Below are 17,732 nucleotides of genomic sequence, written 5' to 3'. Positions count from 1 at the left end.
GCGGCTGGTTAATTATCAAGTTTGGATGCTATGGCAAATTCATGTGCTAGAGCACGGTATAGCCGCTTGTAACGCTCGAAATTATGGCTATGCCGATGATTTTCCAGGTTCGGCTGAAACACCTTTTCAATTCGCGGCGGCTGACAGACCACCTCGGGATTTTCCTGGGTGACCGCCAAGCGCGCTAGACGTGCGGCGCCAAAGGCAGGCCCCGACTCACTCTCTTCACAACGCGCAATTGGTCGCTCTAAAATATCCGCCAGAAGCTGTAGCCAATAATCACTACGGCTGCCCCCGCCAATCACAGTTAATCGCGCTATCGGCGTACCGGCCTGCTCGATGACATCTCGCGCCTCCCGCAACGAAAAGCCCACACCTTCCAATACCGCCTGAATCACTTCGCCGACGCCACTGGAAGGGTGTAAGCCAAACAGTACACCGCGGGCATCAGGGTTGTTATGCGGGGTTCGCTCGCCGTTTAAATACGGCAAAAACAGTAGCGACGACGCACTCCCCTGTTGCTCCTCAGCGGCAGTCAGCGCCTCGTCAATTGAGACTCCCATCAACTTCGCTGCCCAGGCCAGAGCACTTGCCCCATTGAGCATGGCCGCCATTTGAAACCATCGTTCCGGAAGCGCATGTGCAAAGGCGTGTAACGCATGCTCAGGCGCAGGGCGATAGCCAGAGGTGGCGATAAACAGCTGACTCGACGTTCCCAGGGTAAAGAAGGCATCCCCCTCGTTAATGGCTCCCAACCCTATCGCCCCTGCTGCTACATCTCCCGCGCCGGCTGCAATCGGAACCTGGTTTTCAATACCCCACTCAATGCGCCATCGAGCTGCGATATCCGGTTTGAGCGTGGCCAAAGCGGTGCTGCCCTCCGCCAATTGCGGCAACTGGCGCTCTGCGACCCCACACACTGCCAATATTTCCGGACTCCACGCTCGCCTGGCTTGATCAAGCAGTTGGGTGCCCGCCGCATCACACATATCGGTGATACGCTCACCACTCATCCGCCAACGCACGTAATCCTTTGGCAAAAGGAAGTGGTGGGCATTGGCTAGCGTTTCCGGCTCGTGAGCTTTTAACCACAACAGTTTGGCCGCCCAAAAGGCCGGCATGGGCTCAACGCTGGTTATCGTTGCCAGGGAAGGTAGGAGCTCTTTAAGCTGCTGACACTGTTGGCTCGCCCGGCTGTCGTTCCACAAAATAGCCGGGCGAATAACCTCACCGTGTTGGTTCTGAACCACCAGCCCATGCATTTGGCCGGAGAGACCTATCCCGGCTACTTTGGCCATGGCAGCGCCAGCCTGCTGCATTAATTGCGCGACCACCTCCTCAACGGCTTGCCACCACAGCTCAGGGTCTTGTTCCGCCCAGCCAGCGCGGGGGTGGGTAACGCTGTAAGCCGAACTTGCGGTAGCCAAACACAGCTGATGGGTATCAACCAGCACGCCTTTTACCGCTGAAGTACCAATATCCAAGCCTAAATACGTCTGCATACTCATTGGGGCCTTCCGCCTTGTGGTTAGGCTGCCCGGGAGGAGGCGTGCCAGGCAATGCGTTCGCCACTCGCCGCATCAAACAGATGGTTTTTATTCACGTTGATGGCCAGGTGGATGGTATCGCCGGGCTTAACCTGATGGCGCTCGCGAAACACAATGGTGATATGTTGATCGCCTAACTTAGCGACTACATGAATCTCAGCGCCGGTGGGCTCCACCGTGATCACCTCTACCGGAACGCCTTGATCTGCCAGCGTCATATCCTCAGGGCGAATACCGTAGACCGCGTCGCCCGCCGAGTTGGAGATATCAATATCCCCCAACGGCAATTGGCCACCGCCCCGCACCTGGAACTGCCCACCGTCGCCCACTTGGCCATGAATCAAGTTCATGCCCGGCGAGCCGATAAAACTGGCCACAAATAAATTGGCGGGATGGTCGTAAAGCTCCAGCGGCGTGCCCATTTGTTGAACGTAGCCTTGGTGTAAAACAACAATTCGGTCAGCCATGGTCATGGCTTCAATTTGGTCGTGGGTAACATACACGGTAGTGGTTTTAAGCCGCTGATGTAGCTCTTTAATTTCTGTGCGCATGGAAACACGCAGTTTGGCATCCAGATTGGAGAGCGGTTCATCAAACAGGAACACCTGCGGGTCGCGCACAATCGCTCGACCCATCGCCACCCGCTGGCGCTGGCCACCGGAAAGTTCACGGGGAAAACGTTTTAGCAGGGGCTCTAAATTGAGAATCTCAGCGGCAGCATTCACTTTGTCATTTATCTCACTTTTCGACACTTTGGAGAGCTTGAGTGAGAAGCCCATATTGTCAGCGACCGTCATGTGCGGATAGAGCGCGTAGCTCTGAAATACCATGGCGATATCCCGCGCTTTGGGTGACATATCGTTCACCACCGTCCCGCCAATCTTCACATTACCGTCGCTGATCGACTCGAGCCCGGCAATCATGCGCAGCAACGTGGACTTACCGCAGCCGGAAGGCCCCACCAGAATGACAAATTCACCATCGTTAATTTCGATATCCACACCGTGGATCACCCGTTCTTCCCCAAAGCGTTTCTGCACATTTTCCAGCGTAATGTTAGCCATCGTTGTTATATCCTTCTTTGGTCTAATAAGAGCAGTAAAACGGCTAAAAGTATCGGCATCCAATGTTTAGCGTTAGACATTAGTCCAAAGAATTATCTATTTAAACTTAAATACTCAATGTTTAAAAAGATCATTATCGCCTCTTCCCTCAACCCCATAAAAAACATAAGCACATGTTTTTTATGATTTTTATATTCATATCCTGCTATTGTGTTACCGATCAAAGAACACTAGTGTTACTTATTCTCGGCTCACCCTGTAGCTATTAATTACGCTAGGTGACACGATTCTGCAAATCCTTTATGTTGGACGTCGGTTAGCTTGAAGTTCAAATCAACCCTCTCTGCCAACAAAGTGTCTTGAAGCAATTCCTGACCGATAATCATAGTGGGTTCTAGCGATTCAACCTTGCAGCGGCGATGCTTACTTTCGAGAGAAAGGGCATAACAATAAAGAGCCTTAGGAGATTGACACATGACAACAACACGCATGCTCACCGCCACCGGATTAGGCCTGGCCATAGCCACGGCCAGCGCTACAGCAATGGCGGAAGACGTTACCATCCGCTGGGCGCTTCACCCGGGTGAAGAAGCCGATGCCGTAGTGAACTACTTCGCCCCCGAATATGAGCGCCAAACCGGCGTTAAAGTGATTGGTGAAATACTGCCACCCGATCAGTTACGTGACCGTATGTCGATCGAAGCCATTGGCGGCACCGGGCGTTGGGACATGGGCTACCACAGCCCCGGCTGGTTTGGCAGTTTCAAAGACCATGTGGTCGACTTAACGCCTTACATCGAAAAATATGATTTTGATATCGACGCTTACCCTGAGCGAATTCGCGAATCGCATATGGAGAGCAGCGCTCGCCCTGGTGAAATTATCGCCCTGCCCACCACCCCCGCAGCGCCGATGTTAATTGTCCGCGAAGATTTCTTCTCACACCCGGACGAGCAGGCAGCTTTCGAGGAAGAGTACGGGCGCGAGCTTGAAGTCCCGCGCACCTGGCAAGAGCTTTACGAAGTGGGGGAATTTTTCACGCGTGAAGCGGGTGAAACGGTGGCCGGTGAAACTCTCGAAGAGGATCTATACGGCTGGACCGACGCCTTAGGTGCGGGCAGCGGCGTGGCACGTAGTTTTATCGTCATGCTCTACTCCACGGGCCTTGAAGGCTGGGACGAAAACTACCAACCCGACCTTGATCACCCCATCTTAGTCGAGGCCGCCAACCTGTTTGTCGATCTTGCCAATGACGTGGCGCCCCGCGCTGCCCGTAACTGGGATTTTCTTGAAGGGCTAAGCTACTTCCGCGATGGCCGTTTAGCCATGGCCACTATGTGGCCCCAAGGGCTTTCTACGGTTGAAGACCCTCAAGGCGAAGCCGCCGGTAACGTGGGCTATCAGCCGCTCCCCGCCTTTGAAGGTAACCTGCAGGATTACCCCCAAGGCGTGCCCTTCTTAGGCGGCGGCGGGGTCTTCGTTATGGATACTGAGAATTCCGAAGAAGCGTTTAAATTTCTGAAATGGATGTTGCAGGATAACGAAATCGAGTGGGGCAAACGCACCAAGCAATTTTCACGCGTAGCCCACTTCAACAGCGAAGAACTGCGCAGCCTAGAGCCTCATTATGCTGACTTCTTGCCCGCCTACGAGCAGACCCTTGAACACGTATTTGTTCGTCAGGGCATTCCTGAATACGGCACCGTTATGTGGCAGGGCACCGTTGACTTCGCCACCGAAGTGCTCAGCGGCGACCTAACCCCAGAGCAAGCGCAGGATCGCTGGGTAGATAACATGACCCGTACCTTCCAGCGCGCAGGCTACCTCGAACGCTAGGCGACCTCGTACCCTAACCTCTTTGGCGGTGGCGGCTTGGCCTACACCCGGCTAAGCCGCCACTGCTTTTGAATTGATGCTTTAACGAGGTTTGCGCTATGCAAAACAATCTCCTTAATCGCTATACCCGGGGCTGGTATTTTGTATTGCCCGGCTTAATCGTTATGTTGCTGATTGTGGCGTTTCCCCTTGGCATCGCCGCACGCTTCAGTTTACACGACGTATTTCTTTATGATTTCAGTAACCAATGGTTTGTCGGGCTGGAAAACTACACGCGCGCCTGGACAGATCCCCTCTTTATTAACTCCGTCAAGGTGACGCTACTCTTTACCCTCGCCAATACTCTCGGTTGCTTAATCGTCGGTTTACTGGTTGCCTTTTTATTAAGCGGCAAGCGCATTCGCTTTAAAGCCGGTTGGATGGCGTTATTTCTGCTGCCCTTTGTAATGACCCCGGTAATTGTCGGGATCACCTGGCGGCTATTTATGTGGGAACCGGACTTTGGGGTGATTAATCAACTGCTAGGCTTTTTCGGCATTACCGGCCCCTACTGGCTAACCGATAGTTCAACGGCCCTGTTTGCCACCGCTCTTACCAATGCCTGGCACTTAACGCCGATGGCAATATTAGTGCTCTACGCGGCGCTTACCACGATTCCCGACGATATGTATGAGGCCGCTAAGGTCGACGGGGCCGGTGCATTCCAGACCCTATGGTACGTGGTACTACCCATGATTCGGGCACACATTCTGTTTGTCTCCATCATCATCATGACCAGTGCATTCCGCGAATTTGACATGGTCTACACCATGACCGGCGGTGGCCCAGGGCGCTCGACAACCGTGATGAGTATCTTGGCTTATAACCGCGGCATCGCCAATCAAGATATGGGCATGGCCAACACCATCGCCTTTACCATGTTTATGATTATGGCGGTAGTGGCCTGGCTGTATATTAAAGTCTACAAGGTAAATAAGGAGGCCAGCGCATGAATGATCGTAACAAAGCCAACGCAAAACTCGCTGGTCAGTATGTCGGCTTAACCATTTGGCTGATTATTTCACTGCTGCCACCAGTTATTCTGCTCGCGGCGGCCTTTAACGAAACCGCCATGTTTCGCTCTCCGCTAGCGCTACTAACGTTAAGCGACTTTACCCTTAACAACTTTAGCGTTGCCTTTAACGCTGGCGATTTTTGGTTCTATTTCCGTAACAGCGTGATTATCGCCGTAGCATCGGTGATTATTTCGGTGGCGGTATGCGTACCTATGGCTTATGGGCTTAACAAACTACGCCCTAAAATACGCGGCGCGCTGTCGTTTGCGATACTGGCCATGCGCTTCCTTCCTCACGTGGTGCTGGCGCTGCCGCTGTTTCTGATCTTTGTCGACTTAGGGTTATCTGGCTCACGCACGGGGCTGCTGTTTGCCCATTTGGCGATTCATATACCCTTCGCCGTATGGATGATGGTGGGCTTTTTTGAAAACGTGCCCAAAGAGATGGAAGAAGCTGCCATCGTTGATGGCTGCGGCCCCTGGAAGCTTTTCTGGAGCATTTCGCTCCCTGTCGTTCGCCCAGGCCTAAACGCATTGGCGATTCTGATTTTTATCATGTCCTGGAACGAGTACCTGTTTGCGCTGTTCCTTGCAGGCAGCGACGCCCAGCCACTCACGGTGGGGATTACTCGCTTTATGGGCGGCGTTGAAGCCGGTGCCCAGTACGGGGTTATTGCCGCTTATGCCAGCTTGATTGTGCTGCCCGTGATTATCTTTGCGCTGCTCGCCAACCGCTATATCGTTACAGGTATGACCGCAGGTGCCGTTAAGGGATAACGTTTCAGCCACGACTTACTAACTACGATTTACTAACCACGATTTGCCCACATCTGTTGCCAACAGATGTGGGCTTTTTTTGCTTGGATCAAGACTCATCGTTAGCCTAAAGGCGACCACAGCACGCCTTGTCTAAATGTCAGACATTTACTAGACTAGCTGTCATCGAACACATAATAAGAGACAACCGATGACGCTAGACGCTCTGCCGCCCCATCGAGGTGGCGCTGAACAATTAGCGCGCCTACTCGCCCAGGCACTACTGGCAGGCCATTGGCAACCCGGTGATGTTTTTCCCCGCGAGCTGGATATCGGCGCTCATTTTGACGTCAGCCGTAATCAGGTACGCAATGCACTGACCAGCCTCACCGCGGCGGGGCTCTTAGAGCGCACCGCAGGGCGCGGCACGATGGTGCGCGAGATCGGCGACTGGCACCTGCTAGACCCGCTGATGAGCGAATGGATGACCGGCCTAGTCAATCTTGACCCGCAACTGGTCAGGGCTATTTACGCGTTCCGCTACTCAGCCGAACCCGTGGTGGCAGGCTTGGCGGCACAGGAGGCCCAGGCTGAAGACATTGAACGCCTTGAGAGCGCCTTTACAGGCATGGAAAAAACGGCCAGCAGCGTGGAAGCCCGTGCCGAGCATGCCGAGTACGACGTCGCGTTTCACGATGCCACTTACCGGGCCAGCCACAATTTAGTCTGGCGGCAAATGGGGCATCTGCTGCGCCCCTCCATTATGGCGCTGATACACCGCTCGCAAGATCGCACGGACACCTTAGACGACAGCCTTACACGGCACCGTCATGTACTTGACGCTATCCGTAGCCGCAATGCCAACGCCGCAGAAACCGCCGCGAGAGAAGTACTGCGCCGCACGGCTATCGACCTTGGCATCGTCAGTTAAAAATTCAATCAATACTTCTATTCAGAAGGATAATCGAACATGAAAATTACCAAACTCAAGACCTGGCAAGTTCCCCCACGCTGGCTGTTTCTCAAGATCGAAACCGACGAAGGCTGCTACGGTTGGGGAGAACCCGTGATTGAAGGCCGTGCGGCGACCGTTGAGGCCGCCGTGCATGAGCTCTCTGACTACCTGATTGGCCAGGACCCACACCGAATTGAGCACCTATGGAACACGATGTACCGCGCCGGGTTTTATCGCGGTGGGCCGATTTTAATGAGTGCGATCGCCGGCATTGATCAGGCGCTGTGGGATCTTAAAGGTCGTGACCTGGGTGTGCCCGTTCACCAACTGCTTGGCGGTGCTGTGCGCGATAAAATGCGCATGTATGCCTGGACGGGCGGCGACCGCCCCAGCGATGTGGGCGCAGGTGCCAAAGCATTGGTCGAAAAAGGCTTTACGGCCTTCAAAATGAACGGCACCCCCGAGATGCAAATCGTCGATTCTCACCGCAAGGTTGATGAAGCCGTCGCTCGTGTTGCGGAAGCCCGCGATGCGGTGGGGCCGGATGTCGGCATTGGCATCGACTTTCATGGCCGCGTGCACCGCCCCATGGCCAAAGCGCTGCTGCGCGAGCTAGAGCCCTTCCACCCCATGTTTGTGGAAGAGCCGGTTGCTCCCGAGCACCTGCCCTGCCTGAAAGACATTGCTGGAGGTCTGGGCTACCCGCTGGCCACCGGCGAGCGGCTGCACACTCGCTTTCAGTTCCGCGATCTGCTGGCCGACGGCATGATCGATATTATCCAACCGGATATTTCCCACTGCGGCGGCATCAGCGAAGGCCTCAAAATTGCCGCGCTGGCATCCGCCTACGATGTCGCCCTGGCGCCCCACTGTCCGCTCGGCCCATTGACCTTAGCCGCTTCGCTTCAGCTGGATGCGGTCAGCCACAACGCCTTTATCCAAGAGCAGAGCATGGGCATTCATTACAACCAAGGTAACGATGTACTCGACTACCTGGTCGATAAGTCCGCCCTGGCGATTGAAGACGGCTTCTGCGCCATTCCCCAAGGCCCAGGGCTTGGCGTTGAGATTAACGAAGAGTTCGTTGAAGAACGCGCCAAAGTGGGCCACCGCTGGCGCAACCCGGTGTGGAACCACGAAGACGGCTCTATTGCGGAGTGGTAAGCCATGCAATCAACGATGAGGCTTACCCAATGAGCACGACGACTGCAACGTTAGAGCAACAGCTGGCGTGGATTGCCGTGGACTGGGGCTCTAGCAACCTGCGCGCCTGGGGGCTGGATCAACACGACCAAGTGATTACCCAAGCCACTAGCGACAAAGGTATGCTGTCGTTGAAAGCCGATGAATACGAAGCCGAACTGCTGCGGCTGGTGGGCGACTGGCTGCCCACCACCGGCCAGACTGATGTCCTGGTGTGCGGTATGGCAGGCGCCCGCCAGGGCTGGCTGGAAGCCGCCTATTTGCCAGTGCCTACCCGGCTTGACCAACTTAGCCAAGGCGCAGTCACACCAACGCTTTCAGGCGACCAGCTACGTGTTTATCTACTGCCCGGTTTAAGCCAAATCCGCAGCACGGCGACTCACTTTGATGTAATGCGTGGCGAGGAGACACAGCTAGCAGGCCTCGTCGCTGACTCACCTGACTTTACGGGTCTCGCCTGCCTGCCCGGCACCCACGCCAAATGGGCCACTCTTGAAGCGGGCGCGGTGAGTGGGTTTTCGACCTACTTAACCGGCGAGCTCTACCAGCTATTGGCCAACAAATCAGTTTTGCGCCACTCAATCGGCAGCGATGGGCTTCAAGACCCTGTTTGCCGTGAAACGTTTATTGCGGCCGTTAGCGAGATCTACGCGGCGCCCGAAACCTTTAGTAGTCGCTTGTTCGGCCTACGCGCCCAGGATTTACTCGATGGTCGACTACCTACTGGCGACACGCGTGGCGCCGTACTGGCGGCCAGGCTCTCAGGACTTGCTATTGGCCTTGAACTTGCCGGTGCCTGCCGTGAATGTCCCACCGATAAGCCGATCATGCTGATTGGCAACCAAGCCCTAAGCCAGCGCTATACGCTGGCGCTCAATACGATCGGCCATCAGGCGCAGCATGTGGATGGTGACGCCGCGGTACTCGCTGGCCTTCGGCTTGCCCATCAAGCGCTTAAGGCGGCTAACTGTTAATGGAGAGAGTGACTATGACCTTGCCCTTAATCGGTATTTTGCGCGGCGTGGCGCCCGACGAAGTGGTTGATATTGCTAAAGCGGTGCTGGACGCGGGTATTACCCAGATTGAAGTGCCGCTTAATTCACCCAACCCGCTGGAAAGCATTCGCCGCTTGGTAGACGCATTTGGCGAGAGCGCAGTCATTGGTGCAGGTACGGTGCTCACTCCGGCTCAGGTGCGTGAAGTTCACGCTGCTGGTGGACGCCTGATCGTTTCTCCCAACTGTCGGCCTGCGGTCATTGAAGAGACGCATAGACTCGGTATGGCGAGTTGGCCAGGGATTGTGACACCCTCTGAAGCCTTCGAGGCACTCGATGCAGGTGCCACCGGACTTAAACTTTTCCCCGCGGTGCAGGTAGGATTAGAGGGCATGCAGGCAGTGCGCTCAGTACTGCCCACAGGCACCCTTTTGTATGCGGTTGGCGGCGTTGGGGTCGATAACTTCGCCGCTTGGCGCGCAGCAGGTGTCGATGGTGCAGGCCTGGGCAGCGCGTTATATAAACCCGGCCAAAGCGCTTCTCAAGTAGGGCAACAGGCTCAAGCCCTTGTCGATGCTTGGTTAGCAGGAGAACAATAAGGAGAACTAACAACAATGAGCACAGGTATGCATGTTTCAACGTGGCAAGCAGAGTTAGCGGTTGATTGCCGTTGCACTCTGGGTGAAGGCCCACAGTGGGACGCCAAAAATCAACGCCTCTATTGGTGCGACATTCTAGAAAAGCAGTTGCACTGGCTCTCCCCCGCCAGCGGTGAGAGCGGCCACTTTCAATTTGATCATCGAGTGTCACTGGCTGCACCCCTTGAAGAGGGTGGCCTGCTGTTAGTCGGCGAAGACCGCCTAAGCCGCTTCGACCCAGACAGCGGCAAGGCAGAAAAGCTGTGTGATTTCGAGGCCGATAACCCGGTCACCCGCAGCAATGACGCCCGCATTGATCGCCACGGCAGCCTGTGGCTTTCCAGCATGGGCAAAAGCGCGGAAAGAAACGCGGGAAGCCTTTATCGCCTCCATCGCGGTGAGCTATCGCGGCTGCGTACAGGGCTGACGATTCCCAATGCTATCTGCTTTGCTGAAAACGGTGAGTTTGCCTGGTTTACCGATACGGTGACCGGGGTAGTAATGCGCTGGGCGCTGGATAGCGACGGCTGGCCCCAGGGCGAGCCGCAGCCCTGGGCGGATTTTTTCTCCAGCCTGGGCAATCCCGATGGCGCAGTCATGGATAGCGAAGGCTGCCTATGGCTAGCGCTGTGGGGAGCTGGGCAGGTGGTGCGTTTGGATCACGATGGTCAAATTATTGGCCGGGTTGAACTGCCCGTCAGCCAACCCTCCTGCCCGGCTTTTGCAGGCCCTGATCTAAAAACACTCTATATCACCACAGCGCAAGAGGGGTTTAGTGCAGAGCAGCTAGCCCAAGAGCCCACCGCGGGCTCACTTTATGTGGTCGAGACCGGCATCACTGGACTCGCCGAGCCACCGCTACGCTTGGCTTAGCCAGATATGAGAAAGCCCCGCAATCGCGGGGCTACTATTGAGTGCGAATCTCTTATTTGACTGCCCCTGCAGCACAATCGATCACCTACTCGGTCGTTACGGATCTAATTACGCGATCAATTTGAACAGCCACTTAAAAGATCAGGCCTTCTTCATTGAAGCTGCTTGCCATGTTGACCTTGTTTCAGTGTGTTGCCTTAAGGCGATACGTACTGTTGGCGGACTAGGGTCTGCCACTACTTGCCTCGCTGGACTCTTTGCTTCAGCACATTATTAGCATGGTGTTCAAATATAAATGGGAGTTCGTCCGTTAGGATGTGGCCTAACCAAAGTGGATCATCACGGCTCTTCAACAAATGAGCATCAGCACCATTCAGGATGGCCGTTAGCAGACTCCACCGCTTGTCATAACCTGCAGTTTTAAAGGCCTCTAGCAGCGCTCTTAGGCCTGCTTCCTTACGATGGTATTCGAGCGCCTGCAGTGCCGAATGCCTGACTTCGCTAGCGCTATCTTGGTCAGCAAGTCCGACGAGGACGTTATTAATTTGAGGAAGTGGCAACCAAGCAGCTAATTCAGCGATGACCTTTCTCTCGGAAGCTGTACCCTTTACGCGCTCGGCAAACAGCGGGGCAATTATTGCAGGATCGAGCTGTCGCAGAGCTCGTCCGACGGCACTTCTAATCGAATCCCGCTCAATCATAACAGCCGCATTAATCAGCTTCTCGGCTGCTACATCTGGTGCGAGGCGAACGAGCAGCCTCGCCAACTCTCGCTCAATCTTTGGGTGGGTTTGGAAAGCCAACTCAATTGCATCAACAGCGCGCGGCATATTAAATTTGGCTAGGCCTTCGATGGCGTTCAGTGGCTCTGTCACGAAGAAAGAGTTTTCAGAAAACGCCTTTTCAAGAATTGTATCCCGCAACCCAGGATCATTCGCTTCAGCTGCTATGTCATAAGGGGTCTCATCGAAATAGCTAACCCGCTCACAGGCTATTCCTGCAGCTGCTATGGCTTGATCTCGCGTCTCCGAACGCCTATATAGCATACGAATAACGAAAACCTCATAGCGGCTCCATAAACCCACGCTCTGATTTTGTAGCCATTCCAGCAGTAATTCCTCACCGCCATCCCCTACGCTTGTAAGAGCATCAATACCCCACCGAACATTCTCTTTCGTTTGCGCTACAAAAAAAGCAAACTGGGCAAATTCTTCGGATTGATCACCAAGCTCGCGGAGCGCGATACAAAGATATATTGCCAAACGACTGGCAGGATCAGTTCTCCCCAACAAGTCGCGCACAATAGGTATGAGCTCCTCATTATTGCTGAACCAAGCAGTAATCACAGCGACACAAAGCTCATTTTCTACTGCTGCTCTATTTTTCAGAGTCAAAATAGCTCTGTTTAGGAGAGCAATCGGCATTGGCCCTTGATGTAATCTAAGAAGAAAAAGTTCGAGTGGTACTTCAGATATTCCGATCTCGAAAATAGCATCGACCAAACTGGTATCAGCACCTAATGCAGCCAGTCCGCTTACTGCTTTATGGAAATCGCTATAAGGTTCCGATTCCAGTTTTCCAATAGCATCTCGTGGAATTGGTCGGAGGGCGATGGCAGCTAATCGCTCTATAACTCCAGAATCTTGACGTACAAAAGCCCACTTTAAACCGCCATGGCGTACCCAGTAGTGCTCAGACTCTAGCTCGTGCTTGAGTAGCGTAGTGATCCCTTCACCGCCTATCAGGATGAGAAGCCTACGCAGGCCCTCATGCACAGGCTCGTTACCCATACTATTTATTCGTGGCCGACAGCAGCCGATGGTAACGAGCATTGCTTCTAGCTCACCCCCTTCCTCCGCCATTATGATGGAAAGAAGATCCGGACGCGTGATACTCCCCAAAAAACTTAGCGGTCGATCAGGCCAGCGCAGATCTCCCACGGTGATCGCATCGAGATCTTCCCGCAAGTCTTGCTCAAGGGTGCGCAGCACAAACCGCAGCATTTCTTCGTTGATTTCATCCGGCCGGTCACCGAAAAGTATTTCAATAATGTGGCGGCCTTTCGGCTGCGCTTTAGCTAGCTCAAACACGCGATGCCGGGTCAATTCCGGCTCGACGTTTAGTAAACCAGGGAACCATTGATTTCGAGATAAGTAGCGTTCCGCTTCACTGACCTCCATGAACCGATTAATTGCGGCACCCGGATCAAGAACGGACAGAGCGTAGAGAGCGGCCCCGCTGGCGAAGTCTTGCTGCAGTGATAAATGCTGCGCAACGAAATCTATCTTTTCTCGGTCGCCAAAGCGTGCGATGCAATGCAGCAGGCTACGCGGCTTACTCGCAGGCATCATTTCAATCAAACGATCCCGTGTTTTTCTCCAGATATTCAGCGCATCGGGATGTTCTAGGGTATTTAATAAATATCCAAGATCCCAGACGGATTCCGTACTGGGATTGACAGAGAGGATTCGTAGCTGAAGCCATGCGGGGTTCTGGGCAACCCCGGCGCGCAAGGCGGCCATACTGGCTTGATAGCCATCGTGCGGTACGCTGTTCGATCGATCTTCTAAAATAGCGACGCAACGCTGGTGAATTTCCCAAATCCTGTCGAGCCAATCGGCATCCGGTGCGACTGTTAACACCGCTATCGCCACACTCTGAAGATCCCATGAGTTGGATCGGAGAAGTGATCTTACAACATTCGTCAGGTCAACATGATCCTGCCGAGCCAAACTGGCAAAGGCTTGGCCGATCAGACTCACACGGTAATCTCCAGCCTCATAGGAAACTACAGAATGCAAGCGAGAGAGAAGAATTGGAACCGCACGCTGACCCAATGTCGGAAGCAGGTACTTGTACAGCTCTCCTCCATAGCTTCCGAACTCTCGGCTTTGTTCCATTCGTGCGACGATCACGCCCAGCGGTTCGGCGCTTTGATCGTTTTTCCCGAGCAGCCAGATCGCATCCATCGGCACATATCCGAGGCGACGCCACTGTGACTGGTCTTTGCTACTGCCACCTGAAAAAAATTCACCAAGCTTTTCCTCGCTAAGTTGTTTGTGCTGATACTGGCGGACAAACTCTTGAGCGACAGCCCAATTCAGCAGACGGTCATGCGCAAATGCAACTTCGCCATATTCAGTGGTTCGAAGCCATCCAGCCGCTTCCAACCGGGCGCGACTCTCACCGTTCAGATCGATTTCGTTCCATCTCTGCCGGGGAAGCGGATAAACCTCCCCACCGACGTATAAAGCAGCGAGCGCGAGCACGATGCCTACATCACTAAGAACTCCCCTTGAAGCAATGCGCTCCCAAAAGGACTCAAAGATTTCATACTCGCTTCGAGGAGCACGTTGTATGGAGCTATAAGGAAGTTTGAGTAAAAGGCCGGCCAAAATTGGAGCGCGCAGAAGCTTCTTAAGGTCGGGAGGGAGTTCAGTCCACCTTTTACCATTCCGGCTCAAGAGGCAATCAAGATCATTGATCGAGAAATCCCCGACCTGATGCAGATGAATACGTTCACTGTCAGCTAACTTTAGCGTTCCGCTCAACTCAAGCGGTACTGTAATGACAAGACGCATGCCCCACTCGGCCCAATCCTGTCGAATGAGAGCACGGGCAACATCCACGTCCTGAACATCATCCACGGCGATCGTGATCTTTCGACCCTCAGCGTTTGGAACAAGCTCGCAAAGGAATCGCGCAACCGCAACAAGTGATTTCTCAGATGTTTCGTCGAGCCCGGTTTGCCAGATATCCTGTGCTGCATCTTTCAGCACTGTTTCCGAAGCGCTGTTAGAAGGTACGAGTGTGACTATCTCACGGCTTTTCGCCAGAGTCTCCAGAAGCCGACCCAGTTGCCAAGTTTTTCCCATACCGCTTGCGCCAGCGATCAAAAGAACGGGCTTACTATCTGGCCAATCCGGAGGGTTCCGCACATCACACTCAGGGCGATAACCCATACGATCAAGACGATTGCGAGTCCGCTCACCCATCGTTTCAGCTAGTTGCTCAAGACGAACAATCCTATCGGGATTGAGCCCTACATTGCGAAACATATCGTTTATCTCTTGGCGATCAAGCTTTGCTTCTCCCTTACTTAATTTCTCAACAAGAATACCTACAAGCCGTTCCCTAATACCGCTTTCGTCTCCCAGGTTAGGAGCATAGCGGCGCAGCAATTTATCTACAGCATAAGCCTGTTTAGTGCCATCCGATTCAAACTCTAGCTGCAGGTGCTGAAGAAGATGAAATACTTGTATCCGCTCATCGTCCTCCAGTAGTTTTCCAATTGCGCGGCTAGCCACAACAATATGGTCGAAGAATTCGCTATTGGTACAGATTAGCTCTGAGCTGAATTTCCTTTTTATCAACTGATCTAGATCATCAGGTGCCACTGCTGATTCAACATCCGTGAGAAACAGTTTTAAAGGCTCTAAACGGCCTTCCTGACCATCAGTGACAAATCGATAACGTGCATAAGCTGGATACTGGGATGGTATTGACTTTCGCAGATCAACAAGAACAGAGACGATATCCTTGACAGACCATGTGCCATTTTTACGTGACTTGTACTGCTCAACGAGATATACGCCAGCCGCCTCAGCTCTTGCGTCACCGCCATTGCGCGGCTCAAGAACCAGACATGCATCATCGATCAGCGCTCCATCTATAGTGCCGGAGAGCGAAACTTCCGTAATCCATCCTAAGTGATGGAGAATCTGGTAAAGGAAGCCATTGATCGCAGCAGGCCCACCGGCTTGTGTCATTCTCTCGTCCTCGATTATCGGCAAAGGCAGGTGCCTTTAAAGCTGGTACACGACGCACCGGTCAAGTGCTCTTTAAACTCTTAAACGAGTATCCACTATGGCTAGGAAAAGTCAGAAAATCTCAAAATACTGAACTAGGCACGCAGCATGATCAACGAATGAATCAAATGTTATAGCCGAGCCCGCATTAATCTGGCCCCTGAAAGACAGAAAGCCCGCTGCAATGCAGCGGGCGTTCAAAGACGACATAGAGGTCAAACTAATTAGGTGCTACACAAGCTAAATGCTTCAGAAAGCCGTTTAACCCGCAAAGCTTATATACATCACGATCACTAACACGACCAGGACAATACCGGCGGGTACTGCGCCTTTCCAGGGTGTTAGATCCACATCGCCGCTGTGCTGCTGAATCCAGTCGGTTTCCCTGGGGCGCAGCTTGCCAATAATCAGCATCACGACTACTAGCAGCACAAAGACCAGCGCCACGAAGTGGAACTCGTGCATGATCTGCGGCAGCAGTGTAAACGGTGGCACAAAGTAACCGGCGGCAATCAACAAGCAGCCGCCCACAAGAGCAATCTTGGCCGCCATCGGTGGAACACGCTTGGTTAATAGCCCTACCAGCACTACTGCTAGAATCGGAATAAAGTAGATCGCGTTCATCTTCTGCAGGTAACCGAACAGGCTATCCTGACCGGCCAGCAACGGTGCGATAATCATGGTAATGATGGCCATGATCCAGCCAAACACCTTACCCGATTTAACCACCTGCTCTTCCGTCGCCTCTTTGTTCAGCACACCTTTATAGATGCCCAAGCTGAAAATCGTGGTGGTACTGTTAAGTGCAGAGTTAAACGACGACAGGATCGCGCCTACCATCACCGCGGCAAAAAACCCGGTGAGATACGGCGGCAGTACGTTAAACACCAAATGGCCGTAGGCTTCATCGGCACGCACGCCCTGATCAGCATAAAGGTGATAAGCAATAATGCCGGGCAGCACCAGATAGAGTGGCCCCAGTAGTTTAAACAGACCGGTCAGCAGCACGCCCTTCTGACCTTCAGCCAGGTTTTTGGCCGCAAAGGTACGCTGAATAATCTGCTGATTGGTGGTCCAGTAGAACAAGTTAATCAGGAAAACGCCGGTAAACAGAGTAAAGAACGGCACCTGCTGATCAGCGCCGCCAATCGAATTAAGCTTATCCGGGTCGCTTTCTTTGAGGATGCTCCAGCCTTCCATAATGCCGCTGCCGTCACTCACGGCCTGGAGGCCGAAATAGACGATCACAAAACCGCCGATCAATAGCCCAACGCCGTTAAGCGTATCCGAAACCGCAACCGTGCGTAGTCCACCAAACAGTGCATACACCGCGCCGATAATACCGACGATCCACACCGTTAACCAAAGCAGCGTCGCCGAAGACTCGATACCGGTAAGCCCCTGAAGATCGAGCATCCCCTGCAGACCGATGGCGCCGGAATAGAGAATAATCGGCAGCAGAACCACTGCATAAGCAATTAGGAAAATGATATTGGTGATTAGCTGGGTGGTCTTATCGAAACGAATTTCGAGTAGCTGTGGCAGCGTGGCAATACCACTTTTCAAAAACCGCGGCAGGAAGAAGAGCGCCAATGCCACCAGTGCGATAACCGCAACCACTTCCCAGGCCATCACGCTTAAACCATCGGAAAACGCTGCCCCATTGAGCCCCACCATTTGCTCGGTGGAGAGGTTGGTCATTAGCAAAGAGCCAGCGATCAGCGGGAAAGTTAGCGTACGCCCTGCCAGAAAGTAGCCGCTGGTACTTGAGTGGTCATCTCGGCGAGTGATTTGCCAAGTGATAAAGGCGACAAGCCCTGTAAAAAACAGGAAGGACGCCAGGGTCAAAGCGTGCATTTTGACTCACCTCATGATCATTGTAAGTGGCACGCACGTTACTGTATGCGCGTATAGCGAAATGTCAGACAAATCGTGCCGTCATTTTAGTTGAGCTGAATATAGCCCGTTATACGTCTTTGGTCGTACGCAGGCGGCTACGATAC

At 53.5% G+C, this 17,732-nt stretch carries 12 protein-coding genes; 8 read left to right on the top strand and 4 right to left on the bottom strand.

All coding sequences use genetic code 11. The features are described 5' to 3' along the window. Positions 1–8: 8 nt before the first annotated feature. Positions 9–1,508: a xylulokinase gene (gene xylB, locus A6R74_RS04725; RefSeq protein ID WP_205634140.1), complete on the bottom strand. Its 1,500-nt coding sequence runs from the start codon at positions 1,506–1,508 to the stop codon at positions 9–11. A gap of 20 nt (positions 1,509–1,528) precedes the next feature. Next, complete coding sequence (locus A6R74_RS04720) at positions 1,529–2,611, bottom strand: ABC transporter ATP-binding protein (protein WP_064233308.1); 1,083 nt, start codon at positions 2,609–2,611, stop codon at positions 1,529–1,531. A 474-nt stretch (positions 2,612–3,085) separates the two neighbouring features. On the opposite strand from A6R74_RS04720, the gene A6R74_RS04715 reads away from it, so the two are divergent. The 8 genes from A6R74_RS04715 to A6R74_RS04680 all read left to right on the top strand — a co-directional run bounded on the left by A6R74_RS04715 (position 3,086) and on the right by A6R74_RS04680 (position 10,921). After that, entirely contained in the window at positions 3,086–4,447 is a 1,362-nt protein-coding gene (locus A6R74_RS04715) for an ABC transporter substrate-binding protein (protein ID WP_064233307.1), read from the top strand. Between the two features lie 98 nt (positions 4,448–4,545). Beyond that, positions 4,546–5,439, top strand: a complete 894-nt coding sequence (locus tag A6R74_RS04710; RefSeq protein ID WP_064233306.1) for a carbohydrate ABC transporter permease — start codon at positions 4,546–4,548, stop codon at positions 5,437–5,439. Next, positions 5,436–6,278, top strand: coding sequence for a carbohydrate ABC transporter permease (locus tag A6R74_RS04705; RefSeq protein ID WP_064233305.1), 843 nt, complete (start codon positions 5,436–5,438; stop codon positions 6,276–6,278). Before A6R74_RS04710 ends, A6R74_RS04705 begins: the two co-directional genes overlap by 4 nt. 190 nt (positions 6,279–6,468) lie before the next feature. After that, positions 6,469–7,188, top strand: a complete 720-nt coding sequence (locus A6R74_RS04700) for a FadR/GntR family transcriptional regulator (RefSeq protein ID WP_064233304.1) — start codon at positions 6,469–6,471, stop codon at positions 7,186–7,188. 39 nt (positions 7,189–7,227) lie between these two features. Then, positions 7,228–8,376 (top strand): galactonate dehydratase, encoded by a 1,149-nt coding sequence (gene dgoD / locus A6R74_RS04695; protein WP_064233303.1) that lies wholly within the window; start codon positions 7,228–7,230, stop codon positions 8,374–8,376. A gap of 29 nt (positions 8,377–8,405) precedes the next feature. Next, positions 8,406–9,389, top strand: coding sequence for a 2-dehydro-3-deoxygalactonokinase (locus A6R74_RS04690; protein ID WP_064233302.1), 984 nt, complete (start codon positions 8,406–8,408; stop codon positions 9,387–9,389). 14 nt (positions 9,390–9,403) lie between these two features. Then, positions 9,404–10,009: a 2-dehydro-3-deoxy-6-phosphogalactonate aldolase gene (locus A6R74_RS04685; protein ID WP_064233301.1), complete on the top strand. Its 606-nt coding sequence runs from the start codon at positions 9,404–9,406 to the stop codon at positions 10,007–10,009. Positions 10,010–10,036: 27 nt separating this feature from the next. Then, complete coding sequence (locus A6R74_RS04680) at positions 10,037–10,921, top strand: SMP-30/gluconolactonase/LRE family protein (protein WP_240488164.1); 885 nt, start codon at positions 10,037–10,039, stop codon at positions 10,919–10,921. A gap of 236 nt (positions 10,922–11,157) precedes the next feature. On the opposite strand, the gene A6R74_RS04675 is transcribed toward A6R74_RS04680, so the two are convergent. Together A6R74_RS04675 and A6R74_RS04670 are read right to left on the bottom strand one after the other, a co-directional pair. After that, the gene (locus A6R74_RS04675) at positions 11,158–15,690 is read right to left on the bottom strand and encodes a HEAT repeat domain-containing protein (RefSeq protein ID WP_125410285.1); all 4,533 of its coding nucleotides are present in this window, start codon (positions 15,688–15,690) and stop codon (positions 11,158–11,160) included. Between the two features lie 300 nt (positions 15,691–15,990). Further along, positions 15,991–17,586: a solute:sodium symporter family transporter gene (locus A6R74_RS04670; protein ID WP_064233298.1), complete on the bottom strand. Its 1,596-nt coding sequence runs from the start codon at positions 17,584–17,586 to the stop codon at positions 15,991–15,993. Between the last annotated feature and the right edge of the window lie 146 nt (positions 17,587–17,732).

This window comes from Halomonas sp. ALS9 (assembly GCF_001651035.1).
In the GTDB taxonomy this organism is placed as follows: Bacteria; Pseudomonadota; Gammaproteobacteria; order Pseudomonadales; family Halomonadaceae; genus Vreelandella.
Note: the sequence above shows the minus strand (reverse complement) of the source record. Positions and strands in the feature narration are given on the sequence as shown.